The 23085-nt window shown below is 49.9% G+C and carries 16 protein-coding genes; 11 read left to right on the top strand and 5 right to left on the bottom strand.

What is annotated here, in order from left to right; all coding sequences use genetic code 11:
• Positions 1-8 precede the first annotated feature (8 nt).
• Positions 9-1502 carry an L-piperidine-6-carboxylate dehydrogenase gene (amaB, locus tag B6A39_RS17065; RefSeq protein WP_083007507.1) on the bottom strand — a complete coding sequence of 498 codons (1494 nt, stop codon included), beginning with the start codon at positions 1500-1502 and terminating at the stop codon, positions 9-11.
• Positions 1503-1626: 124 nt separating this feature from the next.
• Between amaB and B6A39_RS17060 the strand changes: the two genes are divergently transcribed.
• Complete coding sequence (locus B6A39_RS17060; RefSeq protein WP_083007506.1) at positions 1627-2514, top strand: LysR substrate-binding domain-containing protein; 888 nt, start codon at positions 1627-1629, stop codon at positions 2512-2514.
• 39 nt (positions 2515-2553) lie between these two features.
• On the opposite strand, the gene B6A39_RS19160 is transcribed toward B6A39_RS17060, so the two are convergent.
• A complete protein-coding gene (locus tag B6A39_RS19160) occupies positions 2554-5151 on the bottom strand; it encodes a bifunctional diguanylate cyclase/phosphodiesterase (RefSeq protein WP_083007505.1) in 2598 nt (865 codons plus the stop codon).
• A gap of 294 nt (positions 5152-5445) precedes the next feature.
• Between B6A39_RS19160 and B6A39_RS17050 the strand changes: the two genes are divergently transcribed.
• From B6A39_RS17050 to B6A39_RS17015, 8 genes are all read left to right on the top strand, one after another.
• Entirely contained in the window at positions 5446-8550 is a 3105-nt protein-coding gene (locus B6A39_RS17050; RefSeq protein WP_083007504.1) for a sensor domain-containing phosphodiesterase, read from the top strand.
• Positions 8551-8832: 282 nt separating this feature from the next.
• Complete coding sequence (locus tag B6A39_RS17045; RefSeq protein WP_156886238.1) at positions 8833-9159, top strand: hypothetical protein; 327 nt, start codon at positions 8833-8835, stop codon at positions 9157-9159.
• Positions 9159-12044 carry a DUF1761 domain-containing protein gene (locus B6A39_RS17040; protein WP_083007502.1) on the top strand — a complete coding sequence of 962 codons (2886 nt, stop codon included), beginning with the start codon at positions 9159-9161 and terminating at the stop codon, positions 12042-12044. The genes B6A39_RS17045 and B6A39_RS17040 overlap by 1 nt, the downstream gene beginning before the upstream one ends.
• Positions 12041-12973 carry a hypothetical protein gene (locus B6A39_RS17035; RefSeq protein WP_083007501.1) on the top strand — a complete coding sequence of 311 codons (933 nt, stop codon included), beginning with the start codon at positions 12041-12043 and terminating at the stop codon, positions 12971-12973. The genes B6A39_RS17040 and B6A39_RS17035 overlap by 4 nt, the downstream gene beginning before the upstream one ends.
• On the top strand, positions 12974-13813 hold the full coding sequence (locus tag B6A39_RS17030; protein WP_083007500.1) for a hypothetical protein: 840 nt from the start codon (positions 12974-12976) through the stop codon (positions 13811-13813). It abuts the gene before it with no gap.
• Between the two features lie 23 nt (positions 13814-13836).
• On the top strand, positions 13837-14364 hold the full coding sequence (locus B6A39_RS17025) for a hypothetical protein (protein WP_083007499.1): 528 nt from the start codon (positions 13837-13839) through the stop codon (positions 14362-14364).
• Positions 14365-14716: 352 nt separating this feature from the next.
• Positions 14717-14923 carry a cold-shock protein gene (locus tag B6A39_RS17020; RefSeq protein WP_009723033.1) on the top strand — a complete coding sequence of 69 codons (207 nt, stop codon included), beginning with the start codon at positions 14717-14719 and terminating at the stop codon, positions 14921-14923.
• A gap of 356 nt (positions 14924-15279) precedes the next feature.
• Positions 15280-16596: an MFS transporter gene (locus B6A39_RS17015; protein WP_083007498.1), complete on the top strand. Its 1317-nt coding sequence runs from the start codon at positions 15280-15282 to the stop codon at positions 16594-16596.
• Positions 16597-16640: 44 nt separating this feature from the next.
• Here the strand turns inward: B6A39_RS17015 and B6A39_RS17010 are convergent, their stop codons facing one another.
• The 3 genes from B6A39_RS17010 to mapR form a co-directional block, all read right to left on the bottom strand.
• The gene (locus B6A39_RS17010) at positions 16641-17492 is read right to left on the bottom strand and encodes a sensor domain-containing protein (RefSeq protein WP_083007497.1); all 852 of its coding nucleotides are present in this window, start codon (positions 17490-17492) and stop codon (positions 16641-16643) included.
• Between the two features lie 102 nt (positions 17493-17594).
• Positions 17595-17717, bottom strand: coding sequence for a DUF2474 family protein (locus tag B6A39_RS17005; protein ID WP_083007496.1), 123 nt, complete (start codon positions 17715-17717; stop codon positions 17595-17597).
• Between the two features lie 111 nt (positions 17718-17828).
• On the bottom strand, positions 17829-19238 hold the full coding sequence (mapR, locus tag B6A39_RS17000; protein ID WP_083007951.1) for a GntR family transcriptional regulator MpaR: 1410 nt from the start codon (positions 19236-19238) through the stop codon (positions 17829-17831).
• Positions 19239-19547: 309 nt separating this feature from the next.
• Between mapR and ccoG the strand changes: the two genes are divergently transcribed.
• Complete coding sequence (gene ccoG / locus B6A39_RS16995; protein WP_083007495.1) at positions 19548-21008, top strand: cytochrome c oxidase accessory protein CcoG; 1461 nt, start codon at positions 19548-19550, stop codon at positions 21006-21008.
• Between the two features lie 321 nt (positions 21009-21329).
• Entirely contained in the window at positions 21330-23069 is a 1740-nt protein-coding gene (locus tag B6A39_RS16990) for a sensor domain-containing protein (protein ID WP_083007494.1), read from the top strand.
• The last annotated feature ends 16 nt before the right edge of the window (positions 23070-23085 follow it).

Below are 23085 nucleotides of genomic sequence, written 5' to 3'. Positions count from 1 at the left end.
GGGAAGGGTTAGTCGAACTTAATGCCTTGGGCCAGTGGGAGTTCACGAGAGTAGTTCACGGTGTTAGTTTGGCGACGCATATAGCTCTTCCAAACGTCGGAGCCAGACTCGCGACCGCCACCGGTTTCCTTCTCGCCCCCAAACGCACCGCCGATTTCAGCACCGCTAGGGCCGATGTTGACGTTGGCGATGCCGCAGTCACTGCCAACCGCGGAGATGAAGGTTTCGGCTTCGCGAACATCGGTGGTGAAAATACAAGATGACAGGCCCTGGGGAACGTCATTATTGGTAGCAATGGCCTCATCCAGCTCTTTGTAGGTGAGGACATAGAGAATGGGCGCAAAGGTTTCGTGCTTGACCAGATCGTTTTGCTCGGTCACTTCAACAATGGCAGGCTCGACGTAGTAGCCTTCGTTGCTGTTGGCGATCTCTACACGGTTGCCACCGAACACATTCGCACCTTGTTCACGCGCTTTAGCCAGCACGCTTTGCATCGCATCAAAGGCTTGGTGGTCAATTAGCGGACCAACCAAGTTACCTTCAAGCGGGTTGCCGATAGACACCGCGCTATAGGACTTCTTAAGACGCGCTAAGATTTCGTCTTTAATGGATTCATGAACGACTAAGCGGCGCAGTGTCGTGCAGCGTTGCCCAGCCGTACCTACCGCAGAGAAGAGAATGGCGCGAGTCGCCATATCAAGATCTGCGCTTGGCGCTAAGATCATGGCGTTGTTGCCACCCAGTTCAAGAATGCTGCGACCGAAGCGCGCTGCCACTTGTGGGCCAACTTCGCGACCCATGCGGGTGCTGCCGGTAGCGCTGATCAGGGCAACGCGAGCGTCATTGACCAACTGTTCACCGGCGGCACGCTCACCAATTATCACCTGGCTCAGGTGCTTGGGTGCCTCATCGCCGAACTCTTCAATTGCACGCTCTAACAGTGCTTGGCATGCCAGCGCTGTTAACGGTGTTTTTTCTGAAGGTTTCCACAGCAAGCTATTGCCGCATACCAGCGCTAAGGCTGAATTCCATGCCCAAGGGGCAACGGGAAAGTTAAATGCCGTAATTAGGCCAATCGGGCCTAACGGGTGCCAGCTTTCACGCATGTGGTGACCAGGGCGCTCGGAAGCGATGGTCAGTCCAAAAAGCTGGCGAGATTGACCAACGGCAAGGTCGCAAATGTCGATCATTTCCTGAACTTCGCCAAGCCCTTCCTGGAGAATCTTGCCACACTCCCAGGTGACCAGCTCGCCGAGTGATTCCTTGTGCTGGCGCAGTTGATCGCCAAACAAACGCACCAGTTCACCACGACGGGGGGCAGGCACGCTTTTCCAGGCTTGAAAGGCTTTTTCTGAGTTCGCAATAGCCGTTTCAATATCGCTGCTAGAAGCCGTTGTAAGACGACCAATTTCGCTACCATCAATCGGCGTAGTAACAATCAGGTCGCCGCCTTGATACTGTTCTTTTGCGACGCCCATTTTTTCCATCAGGGAATGAATCATTGCTTCACCAAATATTAAGTTGTGAGTAAATTGGTTACAGGGCCAGTATTGCCAAGCTTGCGGTAGCTCATCAAACGATGTTTGTGAAAAACATCATTCCTTAATTTCACCAAGTGGGATTGCCATGCGTCGTCGAAACTTACCTTCTTTGACCAGCTTGAATTGCTTTGAGGCAGCGGCGAGGCATCTCAGTTTTACGCGGGCCGCGGATGAGTTGAGCCTGACGCAAAGTGCGGTGAGCAAGCAGGTGTCACAATTGGAAGTAACGCTGCAACATCCGTTGTTTAGGAGGGTGAGAAAGCGCCTGCACCTGACGCCAGAGGGGGCGGTCTATCTTGGCGAAGCGCGTAAAATACTCGCCCAGGTCGAAATGTCTACGCGTTATATGCAGTCTTATGGCGTAGAGGCAGATGTACTGAATATTGCCACGTTACCCACCTTTGGGGCGCGTTGGCTTATCCCAAGACTCAACGGATTCCGCTTTAAACATCCCAATATTAATCTCAATATTTCTAACCGTACCGAGCCGTTTGATATGCAAAAAGAGCGCATAGAAGCGGCTTTCTTTTTTGGCCATGGTGTATGGCCGCGGGCTGAATGCATTAAGCTACTGGATGAAGACGTGGTGCCTGTCTGCGCGCCCTCCACTATGGAGCAGACGACTGTACGCGACCCATTGGATTTAACCGACATGGTGTTGCTGCAGGTTTCTACTCGGCCCGAGGGGTGGCATGACTGGTTTGAAGCACAAGATCTATATACGGAGCACAGCTACCATGGGCCAAGATTCGATACGTTCTATATGGCGTTAAGGTCTGCCCGGGCGGGCTGCGGCGTCGCCCTAGTGCCAAGATTTCTGGCCCAAGAAGAGCTTGATGAAGGGAAATTAGTCATTCCTTGGCAGTTCTCACTTAAAAGCCAAGACGCTTACTACATGGCCTACCCAGAACATATGGTCGACGTTTATAAGCTGCGCGTTTTTATTGACTGGATACGAGCGCGCTTAGACTAGCTGTGAGTGGCTGAATCTATCCGGTCACGCGGTGGGTGATTACTCTGCTTTATCGACTGTTAGGGAGGCGGGTAAATGGTCGGGTAGACGCTTTAGTTCTTCTAAGGGCATGGGGCGTGCGAACAGGTATCCCTGGAGTAGATCGCAGTGGCGACGGGTGAGATCTTCTTGCTGTGCGCGGGTTTCAATTCCTTCCGCGACAACTTGCATATCCATATGATGTGCCATAGTGATCACACCTTGGACAATGGCAGCCATACGCCGATTTTCTAGCGTCTTTTGCACAAAACGTCGGTCTAGTTTGACCTTATGGGTGGGTAAGTCGCACAGGTAACTGAGGCTTGAAAAGCCGGTGCCAAAATCGTCCAGGGCGACGCGCACCCCCATGGTTTTAAGCGTCTGCATTAGCTCAATAATGGGGTCTGTGCCATCCAGCAAGACGCTTTCTGTCACTTCTAGTTCGAGGCGTTCTGGTGGTAAGCCAGTTGCTTTTAACGCGTATTTTACCTCATCAAGAAAGCCATCTCGGCAGAACTGCAGCGAGGAAATATTCACTGCCACTGAGAGCACTCGGTCACTTTGCTCGTTCAGTGCCGCAATTTCTCGGCAGGCTTGGAGAAGTACCCAGCGTCCCAGTGGGATAATTTGCCCTGTTTGCTCAGCAAGTGGAATGAAATCACCTGGTGCGATTAAGCCAAGCGTAGGGTGGCGCCAACGCACTAAAGCCTCAACGCTACGTATACGGCTGCTCATGGCATCAACCAAGGGCTGATAGTGCAGTTCAAAATGCCCTTCGATAAGCGCAGTGTGCAAATCGTGTCGCATGGCGACGCTGTGTTTAATGCTCTCCGCTTTTCGCCCACGGTACCATTGCCAGGTGTTGCGCCCTTGGCGCTTGGCTTGTTCTAGCGCTAAGTCAGCATGCTGGAGCAGGCTGTAAGGCGCTACAACGGTAGTGGTGTCACAGGCAATGCCAATGCTGGCGCTAAGGTGAACCAACTGGCCCTCAAGCTCTATAGGTTCGGCAAGGGTGGTGAGAATGCGCTCGGCTAATAGGTTGATCGTAGCGTCGAGGTCATCTTTTACACTCAACAGCAGGGCAAATTCATCTCCCACTAACCTAGCTGCCATGGCAGATGCGCTAACCAGCCCCTCTAGGCGTTGGGCGACAGTAATTAGAACACGGTTAGCCGCATGGTGGCCCAGGCCGTCGTTAATGGCTTTAAAGCCATCCAGGTCAATCTGCATGACTACCAGTGTGCCAAGGTGTGGCCCTAAGGCGTGAAGCTGAAAGCGGCTGGCTAATCGTTCGGTGAAAGCAGAGTAGTTGGGCAAACCGGTGAGCAAATCATGAGTAGCCTGATAGGCTAGTTTGGCCTCTTGGGCTTTTTCATGGGTGATATCCTGATGAATACCTATAAAGTGGGTACAAAGATCACTTTGATCAAATACTGGGCTGACCACTAGATGATTCCAAAAAGGTTCGCCATCTTTACGATAGTTAAGCAGCGTAATGCTCACGTCACGCTGTTCACACATTGCGGCGCGAATGGCGTCAATCGCCTCAGGGGCAGTGTCGGGGCCGTGCAGAAAGCGGCTGTTATTACCGATGATTTCACCATGCGCGTAGCCGGTAATGCGCGAAAAAGCAGGGTTAGCGAATACAATCGGCATGCCAGCCTGTTGCGCATCCACCATGATAATGCCGCTGGGACTGGCTTCCATCCCCCGTTTTAGCAAGCGCATTTCTTCGGTCTGTTGCTTGCGCTCGGTAACGTCGCGGCATATTCCATAAACCCCTACGATCACGTCGTCTACTACCACAGGGAAATTGGTAATCTCTAAATGGTAGTGATGGCCGTTGGCATGCTTGCCAATAGTTTCGTAGGTAATGGCTTCGCCACGGCAAGCATTATCAAACGCTTGCTGGGTAAGTTCCTGAAAGGAGGGAGCAATAAACTGGTTAAAATGTGCCCCTATTAAATGAGATGCTGGATATCCTGTGATGCTTTCAAGTGCTTTATTGCAGCGTTGAAAGTGTCCGTTAAGGTCAAATTCATAAACACCGTCAGGGTGATTCACAAACAGGGAGCGGTGCCACTCAGAAAGGGTGCGATGATGCTGCTTATCACGGTGTCGCAAAAGCACCAGGGCGGCGAGACTGGCGCTACGGGCTAGACAGTTCTGCGCATTTTGCGAGGGCGTTGCTGGATGGCGGTAATACGTGGCGAAGGTGCCAAGCACTTCATCTTTAGCGGAAAGGATGGGCATTGACCAGCAAGCACGTAGCCCTTCTGCGCGTGCTAATTCACGAAAATCCTTCCAGTTAGGGTCAGTGTCAATATCGCCAGTGACCACCAGTTGCTTTTTAAAGGCAGCTCTCCCGCAGGTTCCAATAGCGGGACCGATCTCGATGTTTTGCATTTGAGCGATGTAGCCAGCCGAAAAGCGTGGGCTAGGAACAAGGCTTAGCGTGTTTTGCGCCGGATCGAAGCGCATAATGGAAACCAGGGCGTCAGGCAGCATCAATTCTGCCCATTCAATTAGCGCGACCAGTGTTGTGGTGAGTGGTGCTCCAGCGGCAGTCAGCTCGTGGATTTCCTGCTGGGCTTCTAGTAGCGGAAATTCATGGTGCATAACGTGCCCCTTTCATGCATAAGGCTCAAGAGCCGTATGACTGTATTTTTGTTTAATTCTGACGCGTGGTTGTTCAACACGTACCATGTAACTAAACATAAGTGATAGCAACGTAAAAGTGCTCCTCCTTTATGCTAATTCTCGCGATATCCGACTAAAGCTATTTCATTGTTTGCCGATACTAAAAGATGCCCAGAAAAATAATGTAAGGAAGTCTCCCATGTGTCTTGAGCCAAATCCGCCGTTATTTTGTCCCTTGGCAAGCCTTCAGCTCTGTTTCATTGAGGAATGTTAATGGTTGCACCATTGCCTTCGAATGAAACAGATCGCTTGCGTGCGATGTGGCGCTATATCCGTCATAACCAGGCTCCTGACGCTGTTTTAGATGCTATTACTCGTTCTGCCGCCAAGTTTTTTGACGTTCCAATTGTGCTGATTAGCTTGGTTGAAGAGGACAGTCAGTGGTTTAAGAGTCAAGTAGGGCTCGATATTGCCACTACCCCCCGTGACATCTCATTTTGCGCTTATGCCATTTTGGAAAGTGAGCTTCTGGAGGTGGCAGATGCCACCCTGGACGCCCGTTTTCAGGATAACCCCTTAGTCACCGGCCCACCTTATATTCGTTATTACCTGGGAGCGCCACTAGTGACGCCCGACGGGTTTTCTATTGGCACGCTGTGCCTGATAGATCACCGCCCAAGGGCAATAGGTGACGAGCATAAACGTCATTTGCAGACCCTAGCCCACCAAGTTATGAGCCATCTCGAGTTGCATCGACTTCAACGACTTGAGCAACTTATTAATCACGCTGGGCTAGGGGTCTGGGAGCTTGATGTGCGCTCCAATGCGGTGTGGGGTAACAGTGAGTTCCAGCGCCTGCATGGTGTTGCTCCGTTGGTTCCTAGTCACCGCCTTGAGCTTGCTAGCCACTATTTACCCGAAGATCGAGACACACTGGAAAGCGGGCTTAGAAAAATCATCCAACAGGGCACCCCTTTTGACGCCAGCTTACGTTTGAAGGTCCCCGGCGAAACAACGGTTACCTGGGTTCAGTTAACGGGTGCCTCTATCGATGATGCGGTGCCTGCCCGCTATATTGCTGGCACCCTACAGGACATTACGCTCCTTCAGCAGAACAAACACGAACTTGAGTGGCGTCACCGTATCGACGATCTGATCACTCGCCTGCAAGCGAGCATTATTGCTGGAGATAATATCTCCGCTACGTTTTCAGGCGCGCTAGAGGCGCTGCTGTCGCTAACGGAGAGTGAATACGGGTTTATTGGTGAGGTATTTAAGGATGAGAGTGGAGAGCCGTTCCTTAAGACCCATGCCATTACTGATATTAGTTGGGACGACGCCTCGCGGGCGCTTTACGGTCAGGCGAAAGCAGATGGTTTAGTGTTCTCTCAGTTAGATTCACTCTATGGCCATGTACTGCGCACTGGCGAGTCACTGATTAGCAATCAACCTTCCCATGATCCAAGGCGTGGCGGACTGCCTAAAGGGCATCCTTCCCTTGATGCATTGTTGTGTCTGCCTGTCTCGGTGGAAGGCGAGATGGTGGCCATGCTGGGACTTGCCAACTGCGCTAAAGGGTATAGCGAAGAAACGCTTACGTTGCTTGAGCCATTGCTCAGGCCGCTTGGCCAACTGATTCACGGTTTGCGCCTGCGCCGTCAGAACGACGAAGCCTGGAAGCGCCTGGAGCTATCCTCCAAGGTGTTCTCCAGTAGCCGTGAGGCGATCATGATCTCGGATAGCAATAATCGCATTATTGAGGTTAATGAAGCCTTTGAGCGAATTACCGGCTATACCCGTGACGAAGTGCTTGGTAAGAACCCCAAACTCTTATCGTCAGGGCGCCAAACGCCGGGCTTTTTTAAGTCGCTATGGGCGTCACTGAACGAGAAAGGCTATTGGCAAGGGGAAGTGCTTAATCGACGCAAAAACGGCGAGCCACTACCAGAGATGCTGTCAATTTCGTTGGTGCGCAATGAAGTTGGTGAAACGACGCATCATGTCGCTGTTTTCTCCGATCTGACCGGCATCAAACAGCATGCAGATGAGCTGTTTCGAGCGGGGTATGTAGATCGCCTCACCGCGCTGCCCAATCGCCGCCACATGATTGAGCTTATGCATGAAGCCCTTGATAGCTGCAAACCAGATGAAATCCAGGCAGTCGCGGTACTCGACTTAGACGGGTTTCAGGAGCTTAATTCGAGATTTGGTCGAGCAGGGGCTGATCGTATTCTGGTGGCCTTGGCCGGACAGTTGGTTAATACGCTAGGTTCTGGTGACCTTGTTGCTCGTATTGGGGGGGATGAGTTTGCTTTTCTATTACAGCGATTCGAGGGAAGTCCCGAGCGTTTGGAGCTCATACTTGAACAGGTGACGAAGCCACTGCAGATACCTGAACTAGGTATTACTGATGAGACACCTTTGAGACTCACTGGCAGCCTAGGCGTTACTCTCTTTCCTGCTGATCACAACGATCCTGACACTCTGTTACGTCACGCCGACCAAGCGATGTATCGCGCTAAAATGGTTGGCGGCAATCGTTTTGTTCTTTTCGACCCTGAACGTGAACAAGAGCTTAAAGATCTTCAGGTTCGGCGTGGACAAATTTCACGTGCACTTGACGCAGGTGAGTTTGTGCTTTTTTACCAGCCGCAGTTTGATCCAGTCCTTCAGCAGGTTACCGGTGTGGAGGCGTTGATCCGCTGGCAGCACCCTGAGCGAGGGCTGCTGGCCCCCGGTCAGTTTCTACCCGCGATTGCTGGCAGCGAACTAGAACTGAACTTCGATGCCTGGGTACTCGAAACGGCGCTGCAGCAGATGGAGGAGTGGCATGCCAGTGATATCATGCTTGAGGTATGCATTAACCTGAGCCCCCAGTCTCTCACTCGAGCTGATTTCTTCGATACCCTGCAAGGCGCATTAGCCGCACATTCAGAGGTGTCGCCAGCACTGCTATGCCTTGAGGTGCTGGAGTCTGCTGCCCTGGACGACCTTCAAGCCGCAACACAAGTCATGCGTGCCTGTCGTTCATTGGGGGTGAACGTTGCCTTGGATGATTTTGGGACGGGTTATTCGTCACTGACCTATCTTCGTGATCTACCCGTGGACGTGGTCAAGGTAGACCGCAGTTTCGTCATCAACATGCTGGAGAGCGAGCATGACCTGGCCATTGTTGAGAGCGTTGTGTATCTAGCCAAGCGATTCAACAAAAAAGTCGTCGCTGAAGGGGTGGAAAGTAACGCCCATATTGAGCGGCTGACCGCCATGGGTTGCCACTTGCTGCAAGGCTTCGGTATCGCCCGACCCATGCCAGCAAAGGCGTTGCAGTCGTGGTACGAACACCCCTCAAAAATGCTCAAAGAGCTCAACCTTACCTGACGCTGCTGGCTAATTCCTTGGGTGGCGAGAAAGTAGCGCTACGACAGGATGTAAACGCCATAACAGAATGAATTAGCAAAGCAAAATTAAAAGCTAATTTAACTGAAAAGTAGCGTTGACTTATGCAGGGCGGGTCTGTGATTATAAAAGATACTTAACATTTCAAAAAACTCGATAGCGGGAGTGAGCGTGTTTTCATGCCGGAATACAGCCGTCATTTTCGGCATATTAGCCAGTTTTTTCTGCGTTCAAAGCTATAGCCAGCCAGTTTATGCAGATAGCTTGGATGATTTCGCTGCACAGCTGTTATGTCGTGATGAAGCTGATTGTCCCTCCTCGCAAGGCGCAGCACCTCGCAACCCCTTAGTCATCGAAGGCACCGTTCTGCCTGATGATGCTGCCCGTGGCGTTGATGAAGAACAGGCCTTTTTTATTCAACAGGGCGCTTATTTGAATCAAACGGGCGCCCTGGTATCGCTTGAAGGCAGTGCTATCGTTGTAACGCTGCCAGAGCGTGGCCAATTAAAAACAGGTAGCGGAACGACCGTGGTAACAGCGCCTCGAACAGCCCCCGTCATTATCACGATACCAAGCGAACAAAGAGAATAATGCGTCATTACTTAAAAAATGGGAGGGCTTGGCTTTGGCTGCTCTTCACACTCAATATTGCCTATTTAGTTTATGAATTAGCGTTTAACAGCCGCCTGGTAGATGCATCGGTGGCCCGCTTATCGAACGGCGACATTAGAGCGTTAGAGCTAGAGGGACGGATACTGTCGGGTATTGGTCTTAGCCTGTTATTACTACGGCTAATTACATTAAAAAATAAGCAAGCCAAGGTGTTTATAAAGCAGGTAGCGTTGGCGATCGCTGTCGGCTTCCCTGTCATGTTTTTTGGCCAGCGCATCTTAGTTGATGTTTTGATTGATCGCACTTCTGCTGAGCAGCGTATGGATGCTCAGCATCTTCTGCTGATGAAACGAGGGCTTGCCACTAACTCGCTGCAATTGGAAGGCATCGCGTTTGATGAAGAGGATCTCGATTCACCTCATACGCGCAGCTTTCTTTCAGTATTAGGGCTTATGACATTTGTCTCTCCAGCCTTTGTTGATGATCTCAAGGCAGAGGCAGAGCGTATTATCCATCAAGTAGCGACAAATGAAGCGAGTAAGGAGCTACCTGAAAGCTACCAAGGCTATGAAACGCTACAAGAGTCTACTCGTGGTGCATGGGGCGCGTATAAAACGATTTCGGATAATTATTGGGCGGCCCAGCAAGAGATCTCTAGCTACGCTGAGCAAGCGTGGCTAGACGTGCAAGAAGACCTGTTAAGCCAATGGCGAAATAACCAAGTAGAAGGAAGCGAAGAGGCTTTCACTCGCCAGGTGCTGACCCTACAGCGCAGTTTGGCAACCTATTTTAATGCCCGACAACGATGTGAAAGTGGTCGTTTTAGAAATGAATGTGTTGTTCGAGTTGAAGAGATTTATCGTGAAGAAGTCGTCGACAACTTAGGACACTATATTGCCCCCACCGATTGGTGCTATGCCCCCGAAGTAGTGACCCAAAATGTCCGTCGTGGCAATCGTTTCGTTACTGAGCAGCGAACCGTTCAGCGCTGTGAAGACCTCTCTTACGAGCATTTGAATGGGAAGTTAGCCGCCGTTTTAGGTGCGCCCGCTTCTTACGAACACTTTGTGGCGAGTGATGAGGTTGCTGCTCAGGTAAGGCAAGCAATGCTGGCGCAGGGTATTGAGCTACCCAGTGATTGGCGCGCGAATGACCGGGAGGGATTTCTTGAGGCGATTATTGCAGAGCAGTCTCACGAGATAGGCGAGCAAGCAGATCAGTCCATGCAGCAACATTTAGGTGCATCGCTACCACTTGATTTGAATGCCGACGCCTTTATTGCCTCTCAGCCAATTCAAGATCAACTACACGAGGTGTTACAACCGCGTGATGAGCAGATGGTCATCACGTTAGACCTGACGCCAGAGCAGTTCAGAGACCAGGTGCTGTTACCGCACTATTTAGCGTATGCCGAAGACGAGCGTCGGCGGTTATATGATGACGCTCAACGGCTCGCGAATGGTCAGCCTAGAGAAGAAGAGGGTAAACAGTACGTTCGAGCACTTATTGTGCCACCGATTGCGATGGGCTTTTCACTGTTTTTTGCGTTAGTGAATGCGATTGGTTTGGCCGCAAGTATTCCTGTTCTCATGGGTTCCAGACATCGCTGGTTACCCCACGCGATCAAAGTGGGTGGGTTGGTGATTGTTGTAACGGTGCCCATGTTGAGTAGTGCGGCGGTGACGCAAACCCCAACGTACCGTTATTTTAACGAAGAATTTCAGCGCTCAATGACCACAGGGGGCGCGTTATTTGCCACATGGGTAATCCACACTCAGCCGGTGATCTATTCGTTAGGGCGCTTCGCTTCCTACATTGCGCCTCCATTGGTAAGCGGGCATTCCAACGCGATAGAGCGTCTTGAAAGTGATAACCAGGAAAGTGAAGCAACAACATCTGGCTCTGTTGAACAAGCTGCGGTAGAGAGGCCAGCTGAGCCATCGGCTTCTCCTTATTCTCCCTCTCCCAATTCTCCCTCTGCCACCGAAGACAACAGCACTCATGTGGCGTTGCCAGAGGACGGAAGGCCGTTAGGTGTGATGCATCTAGACGTCTCCACATCGCTAGAGAGCCAGCTATCAACACTACGCGACAACACGCCCCATCACGCGGCACTTATTGATGTTCAGCAGCTCAATGACGGCAATTGGGCAATCCATCGGTCTCCGGTTATCACAGGCGAAGGTACTTGCCTTACCAACTTCTCAAGAGCGATGGATATTAGCCGAGTAAATAGTTTGCAGTGGCGCGCAGCTAGGCATGGTGACTGTGGTAGCGACGCGATTGCGAAACGCCCCGTTAGTATTCCGCTTGCGGCCGATTTCGCTCGTGTTATTCAGCGCAATGAAGAGGGTGTCGCGTTATGGGTGCATTTCCAACCGACGCTCTTGGGCGAAGTTAATTGTCATGCAGTACGTCGTGAAGCCGACCAAATTGCTGATGTGTTAGGGGCTCACCGCTTTACCGCTGCCGCCAGTACGCCACAGGTACTTAGCTGTTTTGCGCGGCATGAACGTCAGTATGGTCTTGCTTACTTTGGACCTGAGTATGGTGAGCCCCAAGCAGAAGGAGACCGCCAGCTTCGTCGTATGAGCTTGGCAGACGTTCAGCGCCTGCGTGAGCGCGCCAGGGGGGTTGGCTATCGTCCTCAAGCCTTAACGCTATCGGAAGCTGCGTTAGAGGGCATTCAAGGTGTGCTGACACCGGGAGACTGGCTAGTGGTTCATCACAGCCATACCAATACCGACGTATCCACCTTTTCACAAACTCACGACTTACGCTATGGCGTTTTTGGAGCGGGACAATTGCCAGCCAGTACGGCGGGCCAAACGCTAGACGTGATAGTGACAAGGAACCATGAATGATCATGAAAAAAGCGCTGACATGGGCAGGAGCCATCGCGGTCGGAGTTACAACACTCTCTGCTGCGCATGCTAACGATTTGGTGGTCGAGCCCTTCGCACAATCAGCATTAACGGAAGAGCAAAAGCAAGCCTGGCACTATTACATTGCTCAGGAAAGTGCCCAATTTGGTTGCCAATACGGCGATGATATTCGCTTACAGGAAGACCCCCGGGGGACCTTGCAGGCATTAGCCAATGGCGACGATATGGATCCTCTCCAGGTGACATTACGCACATTTCTATTTGCCGGTGAGAACGTTCAAACGCTGTTAGCACGCAATATGGTGATTGCTAGCATGGAATGTAACCCTGTCTATTACTTTGATGGGGAGCTAATTGGCCATCCGGTACTGCCCTTTGAAGAGCATCTCGACATCTTGCTTTCTAAGTTAAGGCAAACACCAGAGTTAAGCGCGCACATGGAATTTTTGCGTGGTACCAAAGCAGCGGCGATTGATGCGCGTTGGTTCTGGGCGTTTTATCTATTAGATGGTGACCACTATCGGTTATTAGGCCAGAACGTTGACACTATTCAACAAGTCGCGCGCATGTTTGTCGGCAGCTTAGGCAACGTGATGGAAGAAAATGCGTTTTGGTTGATATACGACAATGTGTTTAGCCAGGGTATCTACGTTGAAAATACCAACGAGTGCCAAGGTGAGCAGGCCGAGCCTAATGCCAACATTGTGGTTGATAAAAACATTGCCTGGGAAATGGTTGAAGCCTTTTACCGAGAAGAAGGTATTTCAAGCCGGGGCAGTTGGCGGCCAGTCGTTCAGCAAGAGGGAGATGGCTATCAATTGGCTGAATCAACCGCCATCGAAGACCCCATCAATCCCTATTTTAATGTCAGTCGCCGCGTCACTATACAGCCACAGGAGTGCCAGTAAATGTATCTTAAGGCCCTATTTACCGCCGGGGTAATATCACTGTTTTCACTGCCCACCAGTGCATTCGCCCAGGCAGCTTGCCAAGACGATGAGCGGCTCTATTCATTTGCTGACTATATCGATCAACGGCAGGCAGGCACGTCTGAGCCTTTGCAGTTAACCGTGGCAACGTTTCTAAACCTGACGCCAAGGGCGAGGGACGTGATCGGTGACAATCTACGCTTACTCGATAGTGAGTGTCGCCCAATGCAAGTCAGCCAAGGTGAGCCGCCATTTCGCATCGAAATGCCTTTCTCAACGCTGTATATGGGCTTTTACGATGCTGTCCTAAGAGGGGATGAAAGAACACAGCAAATCCTGCTCAATAGCTTTCGTGCTGAGCCTGTCGATCCTATGGAGTTCATTAGTTACTTTACGGTAATTGATAGCGGCAACGACGAGTTAATGGAGCGCTTGGCAAGAAGTGCGGGAATTAATATTCATACGGCTTCTTGTGACGCTGAAACAAAGTACCTGCACTTCGCTGATCTGTTTGTACGTTTTGGTGGAAGCGTTTACGGCGAACATGGCAAAGCGTGGTTTGTTTCTGGAGGTAGAGGACTAATCTCATCTGTAGATACTGAACTATCTCAGATTTTTACACCGCTGAAAGGAAGTTATTGTAAAGTATCAAAAAATTCTGTTCTGTCAGTGGCTGAAGCTGCTGGTGCGATAACGTTCGATATTGGCACTCACAGTCAAGATATCTTAAGTGCACGCGGTAGTCACTTCATTCAAAAGCATCAAGAGTGGCTTGAACTAGGAGCCCCCGACGCCGTACCTGCCAGCCTGTTCGATTAAATATAAATTAAAAAGGGAACCGAATGAAACGTACCTATAAGCCACTGCTTGCAACAGTTCTAGGGTGCGCGCTTTTTTACGGCGGCACTGCGGCAGGCTCAACAGTCGATTGGACACCCTTGCTTGAGTCGTGGGAAGACGGCTGTGACCAGTCTGAGGAGTGGGGAGATTTGCGTCGAAACCTGGTTACCTACTCAGAGGATTCGCTCTACCCAGACGTTAACGAGATTGTTCTGCCGACTGTTTATAAAGAAGCTCTTGGAGAAATAGATTTCTTTGAGCGCAATCGAGATTATAGCGGCTACCGTTTAGCAGCAAAAAACGGTGAGTACTATGGCCTGCCAGTTGAAAGCTTCGTTTTTTATCTTGGAAACTCAAATGGCATTAGCGTGCTTTTGGTTGAGTTTTCAGCGCCTATTGCCGACGTGCAGGAAAGGCTTTCAAGCGTTGATTATTCCCTGGTGAACCATGATAGCGGCCCCTATCAGGCGCAGTTGATTACTGACGAAGAAGCGGGAAAAGCCATGCTGATGTGCGATTTAAGCGTTTGAAGAAGATTTTTTAAAATTGTTTTAAAAGAATGGCTGGCTATATGCCAGCCAATAAATTTGTAAGTTGCTGTAATGCATGTTTTAAATTCTCAATATATTATTAAGCTTTATTTTATGTTCAGGATAAACACCTCAATATAGATGCTGCTGTTACCTTATTTAGCTCTTTTTCGTATTAGCTGTTGACGTAAGTAATATAGAAGCGCAGACTGATTGCAGTTGGTTAGCAAGTCGAACGTTGTCAGCAGTATCGAAGCATTTTAGCGTTGAGCCTGGTGAAAGTTTCTTGTTCTGCCCTCTGTAACTCGGGTATTTCCCCGGCATTAATTTCGCTAAATCGAGGACTTCGATCATGGCAACTGGTACCGTAAAGTGGTTTAACGACACTAAAGGCTTCGGCTTTATTTCTCCTGAAGTTAGCGGCGACGATCTGTTCGCACACTTCTCCGAAATTCAAGCTGATGGCTTTAAATCCCTGCAAGACGGTCAGAAGGTTTCTTTTGACGTCACTCAGGGCCAAAAAGGCCTTCAAGCTTCTAATATCAAGGTTGTGGAATAAACTCCATACTGTGATATTAGCTACCGACTAGCTCGGTAAGCTTAGAAACCCCGCCATGTGCGGGGTTTTTTGCGTTTGTTTATTTTCTAGTGATTATTTGAATGTTTCTTTTTTTACGCTCTCATTCGTGACCATCCTTAGCTTGGTAAAATAAGATAATTTTACAAGTTGTATTGTTTATTTTTCGGCATGGTCTGATAAAACTATAATAGCTAACTTTTAATTACTTCGTTGCCACTTAGTCACTGCTATTTTCTTAGGCAATAACACATCTTCATTGCTCATCTCGGATGTTGCTACGACAATGAACCAAGTAGACGTGTACACATACAATAGATAGCCGTGGAGTACCCGATATGAGGACCTTGTCGAATATAGGGTTTGCCCTATTTGGTGCAGCGCTGGTGGCGATTAGTTATGGGCTTGCGCGCTTTGCGTTTGGCTTATTTGTACCTTCTATTGGCGCTGAACTAGAGCTGACCGCGTACTTGGTTGGTATTATCGGGGCGCTGCCGTTTATTAGTTTTGTATTGGCCACGCTGTTTGCACCACTTGCAGCAGATCGGCTCGGTGCGCGTAATTTGGCGGTGCTATCGGGTGGGTTCGGTGTGGCCGGCCTTGTCTTGATAAGTCAGTCGTCTGGCGCCTTATCGCTCGGTGTGGGTGTGTTTATCTGCGGGATTTGCACTGGTCTGATGATGCCCGCTCTGACTGCTGCTATGCAGGCGTTGGTGAGCCGAACAATGCATGGTCGCGTTAGCTCTATTATGAATGCAGGCACCAGTATTGGCATTATTGTAGCAGTGCCGACGGTTGTGTTCTTGGCGGATGCTTGGCGCTTTACCTACACTAGCTTTGCTGTTCTTGCAGGCTTGGGTGTCGTTGCAGCCTGGTACTTTATCCCTTCGGTCTCTCGGGTGGTGCCAGCGAATGCAGCGCCGCCGCCGCCAATCACGCGGCTACAGTGGTCGCGCCTTATCCGGCTTTCGCTCTTTGCTTTCGCTATGGGGTTTGTGTCATCGCCGTTCTGGCTTTTTGCCCCTGATTTGGCCGTTACCCTTGGCGGGTTGCCTCCCCATCAAACCGGTTGGCTTTGGTTTGCCGTAGGACTTGCTGGGCTTGGAGGAGCCGTAGTGAGTGATTTGGCTGACCGCAATAACCCTCCTATTACGCAAGCATTAATGCTGATGATGCTGTCTTCAAGCTTGGTGCTGCTTGCTGCCAGTCCTAGTCAGTTAGTGTTGGCGATGTTTTCCGCTATGGTATTTGGCCTGGCTTACATGAGCTTAACGGGACTATATCTGATGACAGGCATTCGGCTATTGCCGGGGCGGCTTTCCATGGGGCCCGTACTGCCTTTCATGGCCTGTGCGCTTGGGCAGGCAGCAGGGTCTCCGGTTGTTGGTATATTGGTGGATGGGTTTGGTTACGCCTATGCGTTTTCGATATTTTCGGTTATCGGCATTGTGGTGGCGATTATATCGCCAGCGTATCCTGGTCATATTGATTACTGGGCAGACTGGACGGAAGAGAGTGCAGAGGAAGAACTAGGGCAAGAGGAGCAACCCTCTGCTGAAGAGACTGGTCTTCAGGCAGCATATGACCATCAACTGCTGGATGAGAATGGTGAGCCCATTGAAGAGCCTGTAACTGAAGAGTCTAATGTCTCATGATCGTTTACTAATGAGATAAACGAATAGTCGAAGTGGCCATGTTGTTAACGAAGCTTTTTGACTCTGTACATTGCACTATCAGCATGCCGAAGCAGCGTATCAGCATCGTCCCCATCGGCGGGATAGCAAGCCACACCGATACTGCAAGACGGCATGCTGATTTCACCGAATTCTGCGCCCAGCGGCTCGGCCATGACGGTGAGAATTTGATCTATCTTGCGTGTGACAGCTTCCATCGATTGGATGTCTGTCAGCAAAACAGTGAATTCATCACCACCCATCCGCGCGACGGTATCCGTTTCACGCAGGCAACTTTCCAGTCGTCGAGCCACCGTGCAGAGCACCCCATCGCCTATGGCATGCCCATAGGTATCGTTAATCAGCTTGAAGTCATTAATATCCAGAAAGAGCAGCGCGAGGCAGCTCTTATGGCGACGAGCCGCGCTTAAACCTGACAGTAGCCGATCGTAGAAAAGTACCCTATTCGTTAGTTTCGTCAGTGGATCGTGATGGGCAAGGAAGCGTAATTCTTCTTCGGCTTGCATCAGGGCTGTCACGTCTCGGGCAACGCCGATGCGAACTTCCTCGTCTTCATACCAGCGAGCTGACCATAATATGTGCACAGTGCTACCATCCTTGCGGAGGTAGCGGTTGCGGAAATCAACATGGTGCTGACCGCTCATGACCCGCACAATGGATGCTTGTGTAAGCGCGAGGTCGTCAGGATGCATGTAGTTGGTGATTAACGTGCTGTTCAGTTCATCGGCACGGTAACCAAGTAGTGACTCACAGGCATCACTCACAAAGAGTATCCGACTGTCTTTATCGACCACGAAGACAGTGTCCAGCATCAGGTGCACTAGTTTGGGATAGAGCGCTTGCAGGTCAACGGGCATAGGCTAATCCGGTTAACATTGTTCAATGACAGGCAAGTTGCCAAAGAGCGATCATAACCTATGACTCAATGCCTAATACGTTGACCAGACAACGTAAGCCTTTTAGCTGGTTAAGCCCACTAGCTCCATCATGAACTTAATTCCTAGTGAAAGCAGTAATAGAACACAAACGCTCGAAAACCAAATGGTCATTAACCAGCCTAAGCGCTTCGCGAGTGGTTCTATCTGGCTATTTGCTAAATTACTTTATTAGTAGATGTGCTTCATAGCAGGTTAGTGATTAACCAAAAAACCATATCAGTTAGGAAGAGGGGTGAGCTACAGAGCAGCAGGGATTTAAAAAAGAGTTAATAGCTGCCCCAGGGTTTCCATGCCCCGCTCGCTGCGTGCTGTCCACGGGTGGCCATAGCTTAAGCGTACGCAATGCCGGAACTGCTGAGTTGCGGAAAAAATGGGGCCTGGCGCCAAGCTAACACCATGGTCGAGCGCTAGGTTAAATAAGCGTAGTGAATCCACTTTTTCAGGAAACTCTACCCACAAAAAGTAGCCGCCATCAGGGCGAGTGATACGTGTTTGGGTGGGGAAGTAGCGATCTGCAGACGCCAGCATACTGCCTTGTTGGGCTTCTAGAGCGTGGCGGAGTTTACGTAAGTGACGGTCATAGCCGCCGTGCTGTAAATAGTCGGCAATGGCTGCCTGCGAGGGAATGGAAGGCGAAATAGTCGTCATTAACTTCAGTCGTGAAATAGCGTCGGCGTAGCGTCCCCCCGCTACCCAGCCAACGCGATAACCAGGCGCCAAGCATTTCGAGAAAGAGCTGCAATGAATGACTAACCCCTCATCATCAAACGCTTTCACTGGGGTAGGCGGTGTGCTGCCAAAGTACAGCTCGGCATACACATCATCCTCTAGCATGGGGACTTGGTGCTGCTTTAATAGTTGATAAAGGGTCTGTTTTCGTTCATTGCTTAGGCTGGCGCCGAGCGGGTTTTGCAGATGGCTCATAAACCAGCAGGCTTTGATAGGTAGCGACGTCAACCGCTCTGCTAACACATCAAGGTCGATACCCTCGCGTGGATGCACTGGAATCTCCACTGCACGCAGTTTTAGCCGCTCCAATACTTGCAGGCTGGCATAAAACGCCGGGGACTCAACCGCCACTAAGTCGCCAGGTTGGGTCACGCATTGAAGGGCTAAGTTGAGCGCTTCCATCGCGCCATTGGTAATCACTAGCTCTTCCATTGGTAGCTGAATTCCTCCCAGCATGTAGCGGAGAGCGATTTGTCGGCACAGGTCGACATGCCCGGTGGTCATGTCGGCCACTACCTGCTGAGGAGAAAGCTCGCGCAGACCACGTGTCATGCTGGTGCTCAGCCGCGAAAGCGGGAAAAGCTCAGGGCTTGGGAAGGCGGACCCAAAGGGCACCGTTCGATCATCCTGCAGTGAGTCGAGTACCGAGAACACTAGCTCACTGACTTCTACTTCCGCTGGATCGGTGGGTTGCAGCGTCACACGTGGCTCGCCCAGCAAGCGCCGAGCATGTTCACGAACAAAATAGCCTGAGCGTGCTCGTGCTGTGATAAGGCCGCGATTTTCGAGTAGGTAGTACGCCTGAAACACCGTGGATGGGCTGATCCCATGGTGGCGGCTGGCCTGGCGAACAGACGGAATCCGCTCCCCAGGACCAAGCACGCCCTGACGAATCAGCGTGGCTATCTCATCGGCAAATCGTTCGTAACGTTTCATGGGATAAACCGTCGGTGCGTTGAGGATAGCACCAGGATACTCCATCACAGTTTTAGGCGGCACAGGTGAGACTCTCTGCTAGAGGGAAATGCCACTGTGACGCATGTGGGCAATTTAAAACAGGCTCAAATCCATTAATAAAAAGCATATCAGAAGGTGAATTTATAAGCTGTTTAGACTCAACTGATACGCAATATTTATCTAAAACTGCACCTGTTTGTTAGTCAGCGTAGTGGGGATAGTGGTGGTTAATAATCGGCGACGCCCCTCGACCGTATGACCTCCATTCCCTCTTTTCTGGATATCGGTATGACGCAACGCATTCCATTGCAAAACCTAACCGCTGAGGCAGCGGTTGAACACCACTCGCCTTCATCTAATGATGCCCGTCATCAGCCTTCTAGTAACAATCCGTCCAATAATAAGCCACCCAAGCTTGGGCATATTTATGTGCGAGAAATTGGTGGTTTTTTTCAACGCATCCGGCGCTGCTCAAACTGGTTGTTAATGGCGCTGTATTTTGTCTTGCCATGGATTAATTGGGGGAACCGGCCGCTGATATGGTTTGATCTTTCTGCGCAAGAGTTCCATATTTTTGCGGCGACGTTTTACCCACAAGACTTTATCTTGCTCACCTGGATCTTGGTATTGTGCGCGTTTGGCCTGTTTTTGATCACGGTAGCGGCGGGTCGCGTGTGGTGTGGCTACAGCTGCCCGCAAAGCGTTTGGACCTTTCTGTTTATCTGGTTTGAGCATCGCTTGGAAGGGCCTCGGCACCGTCGCATACGTCGTGATAACGCGCCGCGCACCTTTGACACGTTTTTGCGCAAAACCGCTAAACATACGGCTTGGCTGCTGATCGCACTGGCAACGGGGATCGCCTTTGTCGGTTACTTCACGCCGATTAGAGCGTTGGTGGTAGATTTTGTCAGCTTGAATGCGCATCCCTGGGCGCTATTTTGGATCGGCTTCTTCACGGTTTTTACGTATTTGAATGCGGGTTGGCTACGCCACCAAGTATGCCTCCATATGTGTCCTTACTCGCGTTTTCAATCGGCAATGTTCGATGCTAATACACTGATTGTTTCTTATGATGCTGCGCGTGGTGAACCTCGTCGTAATCATCATCAAAAGGGTGTTGAGGCCTCCAGTGTTGGTGACTGCATCGATTGTGAGCTGTGTGTTCAAGTATGCCCAACAGGTATCGATATTCGTGATGGACTGCAGTACGAATGCATTGGCTGTGCCGCGTGTATTGATGCCTGTGACAGCGTCATGGCACGCATTAATAAACCGCTTGGCCTCGTGCGATATACCACGGAGCGTGCATTGGAGGGGAAAGAGACTCGTTTCTGGCGTCCTCAGCTAATCGCTTACGCAGTGGCGCTGCTCTCCATGGTGGTGCTGTTAGTTGGCTTCTTGAATACTCGAGTGCCCATTGATGTGGATGTTGCGCGAGACCGCCAAGCGTTGTTTGAAACTACCGAAGGTGGGCGCATCGTCAACTACTACAATGTAACGTTGCGCAATCAAGATACTGATCCTCACCGCTATGTGTTAACGGCATCAGGCTTGCCAGGGCTGCGCTTACAAGGCATGGAAACCATTGACGTAGAGGCTAACGAGACTCGTCGCTTACGAGTTGCTCTCAGCGCCGATGAGCGTGTTTTGACTCAACCCAGCCACCCCATTGAGCTGCGCTTTACATCGCAGGAAGAACCATCGGTAACGCGTGTTAGTGAAACGCGTTTCCTGGGGCCGTCGAGATAACCGTCTTTTTCTTGGTCAAGATGATGACGTTGCCTAGCGATGCTGCCTTTTAGAAAAATCTAGTGGGCAGCATCGGTTGTTTTTAGTACTTTCTGCATACTTGCGTTAATACGCTTCACTGTTGTACCGCGCAACTTACAAACATGAGATATATCGCCTCTAGCGGGCGATACCACTTATAGAATTCTTTATATTGGTTTTTTTGAGCTGACATCAATTGGTTACGTTATAAAAATAGCAACTTTGCTAATTATCAGAGATCATATGTAAATGTAAAAAACGCTTACGCATGAATCATCGCGGTATATTTCAAGGTAGAGCATGGTGACATCTAACTTATTTTCGCTTGATGATTTCCCAATAGGGTGCATGGTTACCGACTATAAGCGTCGGATTCTCTATAGTAATCGCTATCTTGAACAATATCACGGTTATTCAACGAACGATTTGTTAGGCGCCGATTTGTTCGTTTTGTTGAGCAAAGCGTCACAGATTATGTATGACACTTATATAGTGCCTATTTTAGTTCGGGAAAAGCAGTGCGACGAAATACGGCTTTCAATGGTGACTCGTTCTACAAGTACCCTACCAATCGTGGTGAGTGTGCTTTGCGATGATAGTGCTAATGAGCGTATTTTCTGGAGTGTTAGTAGTTCTAGCCGGTCTGACCAGTTATTTCAGGAGTTGACGGAAACTAAAAAGCTTCTTGAGCAGAAGGTCTCTTTGCTACGTACTTTATCAGATACCGATCAGTTGACCGGTTTGCCTAACCGCGCCGCTTTGACCAAGCACCTTGATCAGAAAATCATTGATTTACAGAAAAATGATATGGCGTTTGCGCTTGCATTTGTTGACCTGGATGGCTTTAAAGAGGTGAATGATCGCTATGGTCACCATATGGGCGATAAAATTCTTCAATTAGTAGCCAAACGCTTGGCTAGCAATTTAAGAAGCGACGATTTAATTGCGCGTTTTGGTGGTGATGAGTTTGTTATTTTTTTAAATGGACGCTTCAGTGCCGGTTTAGTCGAAGAGTCACTTTCTCGACTGATTAATAAACTTTCAGAACCCTTTGATATAGATTCTGTGTTGTTAAAGCTCTCTGCCAGCATAGGCGTTACCCTCTATCCGCAATCGGAAGAGGTAGAGCCTGACCAGTTGATTCGTCAGGCCGATCAGGCGATGTATCAAGCAAAGGTGTCAGGCAAAAATCAGATTTGTTTATTTAATGTGGGTAATGAACAAGTCCAAAAAGGCAAACAATCAGAGTTAAATGCTATTAGAGCTGCGATGAGTGCTGATCAGTTTGAACTTTATTTCCAGCCCAAAATTAATATGCTCACGGGGAGGGTGATTGGGGCTGAAGCACTCATACGCTGGAACCACCCTAGTGAAGGATTAAAAGAACCCGCCACTTTTTTACCTGTGCTGAATAATACGTCGACCGGCGTGGAACTGGGGCGATGGGTTATCACTAGCGCACTTCGCCAGCTTCAGGAGTGGCTTCAGCAAGGCCTGGATTTACATGTCAGTGTCAATATCGATGGATATCACTTGCAGCATTCCCAATTTCTCTGCGATTTAAGCCACATACTTGCGGATTTTCCTGATTTACCAAAACAGCGACTTGAGCTTGAGGTGTTGGAAACAAGCACTATTGAGGATGTTAGCCATGTTTACTCGGTGCTCAATGCTTGCCGTATGATGGGAATCCGCATCTCATTAGATGACTTTGGTACCGGGTACTCCTCTTTAAGCCATCTTAGAGATCTATCAGTTGATACACTAAAAATTGATCGTAGTTTCGTTCAAAATATGCTGTCTAGCGCTGGAGATTTAGCGATTCTTAAAGGTGTTATTGGTTTTGCAGGCGCATTCGAATGTGATTTGGTCGCTGAAGGCGTTGAAACGCTTCAACATAGCCAACAGCTTATTGAGCTTGGCTGCGAATGTGGGCAAGGATATTTTATTGCCCGCCCAATGCCCGCTCATGCTTTCAAACCCTGGGTTGAAGAGTGGCATCAGTACGCGTTTAAAAAGCAATTCAAACGTCATCGATAGTTAATGTTTGGTATAT

Origin of the sequence: Halomonas sp. GT (assembly GCF_002082565.1) — a bacterium.
In the GTDB taxonomy this organism is placed as follows: Bacteria; Pseudomonadota; Gammaproteobacteria; order Pseudomonadales; family Halomonadaceae; genus Vreelandella.
This window is presented reverse-complemented; position numbering and strand designations above follow the sequence as displayed.